2 protein-coding genes and 1 tRNA gene are annotated in these 2,301 nt (G+C 41.8%); 1 reads left to right on the forward strand and 2 read right to left on the reverse strand.

Annotated features, from left to right (window positions below; all coding sequences use genetic code 11):
• Positions 1 to 82: 82 nt before the first annotated feature.
• Positions 83 to 172, reverse strand: a tRNA-Ser gene (locus KKC91_12460).
• Between the two features lie 157 nt (positions 173 to 329).
• On the opposite strand from KKC91_12460, the gene KKC91_12465 reads away from it, so the two are divergent.
• The gene (locus KKC91_12465; GenBank protein ID MBU0479356.1) at positions 330 to 1,259 is read left to right on the forward strand and encodes an IS1595 family transposase; all 930 of its coding nucleotides are present in this window, start codon (positions 330 to 332) and stop codon (positions 1,257 to 1,259) included.
• Between the two features lie 352 nt (positions 1,260 to 1,611).
• On the opposite strand, the gene KKC91_12470 is transcribed toward KKC91_12465, so the two are convergent.
• Positions 1,612 to 2,301: SBBP repeat-containing protein (locus KKC91_12470; GenBank protein MBU0479357.1), on the reverse strand; the 690-nt coding region annotated here is incomplete at its 5' end.

Below are 2,301 nucleotides of genomic sequence, written 5' to 3' on the forward strand. Positions count from 1 at the left end.
CGTTTGCTGAACCCAAAAGGGTTCAAATCATACCCACCTCTCCGCCAAAAAAAATGCCCCCATTTCATGGGGACATTTCTTTTGGCGGAGAGGCAGGGATTTGAACCCTGGGTACCTGTTACAGTACACACGCTTTCCAAGCGTGCGCCTTCAACCACTCGGCCACCTCTCCATCTGCTTAAGGTAGATTCTCTATTTTCAATCCACCCATTTTCGATTGTCCTTCTACCTGTATTCTACAAATAAAATCAACCCCAAATTAAGGTAAAAAATTACAAATAGGCATATGCACTTTACGCCAGTGACCACAATATGTAGTATGCGAGGTAATGCAAGACTATCCATGTACACTTCAAGAATTGGTAGAGTGGTTTCCAAGTGAAGAGGCATGCAGCAAGTATTTATCGAAGCTACGCTGGCCAGAGGGCTATCACTGTTCAAAATGTGGCAGCAAGAAAGCATGGTTGACACGAAGGAACCGTAACGATTGTGCTAAATGTGGATATCCACAATCCATAACAGCGGGAACAATATTTCACAGGAGTCATTTACCACTACAGGTTTGGTTTCATGCAATTTGGTGGGTTACGAGTCAAAAAAGCGGAGTTAGCGCCCTAGGTCTCCAGAGAGCACTAGGCTTGGGGAGTTATAAGACCAGTTGGAGTCTGCTTCATAAGCTGCGACACGTCATGGTGCGACCAGGGCGAGATCTACTTCGAGGAAATGTTGAAGTAGATGAGATTTTTGTAGGTGGGAAAAGCCCCGGTAAGCTTGGGAGATCTTCTGAAGGAAAAGACTTGGTTGTTGTGGCCGCTGAGGTCAGAGAAAAAGGAAAACGCATGGGACGTATTCGTATGCAGCACATAGAAGATGCTTCAGCAAAGACATTGGGGACCTTTATGTTTCAAAATGTACAAACAGGAAGTATTGTTACAACTGACGGATGGCGTGGGTATAATGGGTTAAAGGGGCGAGGGTATCGCCATAAGCGAGTTCCAGGAAGTGAAGTTGGAGACCAAGCTCTGCTTTCTCATGTTCATCGTGTATCGGCGTTGTTAAAACGTTGGTTTTTAGGGACACATCACGGAAAGACTGACAGTCGCTATCTGAACGAATATCTAAATGAATTTGTATTTCGATTTAATCGGCGCACATCCCGCTCTCGTGGATTATTATTCTATAGAATGATGCAAAACGCTGTTGTCGTAAATCCCTATGGATATCAACAAATTAGAAAACCCAAGCCGGCCAACCACTAGATGTTGTGGTCACTGGCGTAAAGTGCATATGCCTAAATTACAAATATTTGCTAAAACTAATATTATAAATTACAAAAATCTGCTGAAATTAATATTAAAAAGTGCAAATTTTTGTTAAAATTAATATTAAAATTGAACCGGACGCAGGTTGTCTTGTGAAGATCAGCTCCGGGCCTTTGAGCCTGAATAAAGATTTTGAGGCGAAGTTGCCCAACTACCCGGGTGTGAAAAAGATATCTCTTTTGACTATACCGCACTATCTGGCGGCAAGGCTGCCCGGGATGCTAAGTAAAATTATTAAGGGGAATTCGTAAATTTGTGTAAAGAATCTTACAGCTCATATTCTATCAGGTTAATTACATTCAAATTTCATCAGAAAGAGATCGTATGCTCCGATATTAGCATTTCCATCGAGAGCACCGTTGGTGTATCCTGAGAGATAAATATTTCCGCTTTTGTCTATAGCGACACTACTAGCTATATCGCTGTCTTTCGATCCTATCTGTTTTGTCCAGAACTTCTTGCCGGAGGGGTCATATTTAACTAGAAAAATATCCTCATTCCCCGTATTCTTGTTTCCATCCAAGTTGCCAGAAGTCTTTCCCGTGAGATAGATATTTTCATTCTGATCTAAGGTGATGCCATATGCAATATCTCCGGCCGTCGATCCCAACATCCTAGTCCATAATCTATTGCCAGAGGGATCATATTTGGCTAAAAAAATGTCGCCATCTCCCATATAAGTTTTTTCACCCAAATCGTCTCCTGCGAATCCAGTAACGTAGATATTCCCGCTTTTACCTATAGCAAGACTTTCACCATAATCGGTATAACTTGATCCCAACATTTTGGTCCATAATCTGTTACCGTAGAAATCACGTTTGGTTAGAAAGATGTCTGATATTCCCATATTCTTGTTTCCATCCAAGTCTCCTCTAGTGGAACCCGCTAGATAGATATTTCCATTTCCATCTAGGGCAACATTGTTGGAAGTATCATCACTCATTGATCCAAATTGTCTTGTCCATATATTTTTACCGGA

The organism is bacterium, from assembly GCA_018812485.1.
Taxonomy (GTDB): Bacteria; JAHJDO01; JAHJDO01; order JAHJDO01; family JAHJDO01; genus JAHJDO01.

Coding starts and splice junctions, on each gene's coding strand:
- KKC91_12465 (MBU0479356.1), top strand. CDS start 330: ATGCAAGACTATCCATGTACACTTCAAGAATTGGTAGAGTGGTTTCCA.